This is a genomic window from Oleiphilus sp. HI0061 (assembly GCF_001635675.1).
In genome coordinates, this window is sequence record NZ_LWFE01000548.1 from 1 (window position 1) to 865 (window position 865).

The following is an 865-nucleotide window of genomic DNA, read 5'->3' on the forward strand; positions in this document are numbered from 1 at the left end:
AGGGTGCATTTTCCGGCACAAACTTATTAAAGTGCTTTTCCATATCACTGCGGACATCCGGGTCTGCATTTTCATTTAATGTGAGTGATGCTGAGGTATGTTGAATAAACAGGTTCGCTAGACCTATTGAAATCGTATTGAGCTCAGGTAAGGCTTGCTCAATTTCCCGAGTGATCAGATGAAAACCGCGGGAGCGGGCTTGAAGCTCAAGTTCTTTTTGTAGCCATACTGTGCTCATCGTTAAAGTCGCGCCCTCTTGATTCAAATTAACTAAACAATGTAAGCCTGGGGTTCTCCCTCGGCAAATCTTCTAATATTTGCGGCAGCTTTGTCCAACAAGCGCTGACGCGCCTCTTTACTCGCCCAAGCACAATGAGGGGTAACAATTAAGTTTGGAATTTCTCTATCCAGTAGTACATTTCCACCCTTAGGCGGTTCAACGGATAAGACATCTGTTGCTGCGCCGGCCAAGCGGCGTTCTTTCAATGCCTCGGCCAAAGCGTTTTCATCCACAATGCCACCTCGAGCAAGATTTAATAAATAGGCCGAAGGCTTCATTTTAGACAGGGCATTGGCATCGATTAGATTTGTAGTTTCATCACTCAGCAGGCAATGAATAGATAAGACATCAACTTGCGGCAATAGCTCTTCCAAAGCCAAGCGAGGATAGCCATCAACACTTTCCAAGCTTTGACCGGAACGAGCTGCCAGTATAACCTTCATGCCAAAGCCTTCGGCCATTTTTGCAACACCCTGTCCAAGGTCACCATAACCGAGCAGGCCAAGCGTCTTGCCTTCCAGTTCAACAATAGGGTAGTCCATCAAACAAAAAATCGGACTTGTACACCAGCGTCCATCTTGAACA

General features: G+C 46.2%; 2 protein-coding genes. Both read right to left on the minus strand.

The genetic code is table 11. The annotated features are described in order from the left end of the window. On the minus strand, nucleotides 1-238 hold a 238-nt coding region (locus A3735_RS07175), incomplete at its 3' end, for a secondary thiamine-phosphate synthase enzyme YjbQ (RefSeq protein WP_197485733.1). 32 nt (nucleotides 239-270) lie between these two features. Next, a partial coding sequence (locus A3735_RS07180; protein ID WP_304439975.1) for an NAD(P)-dependent oxidoreductase occupies nucleotides 271-865 on the minus strand: 595 nt, incomplete at its 5' end.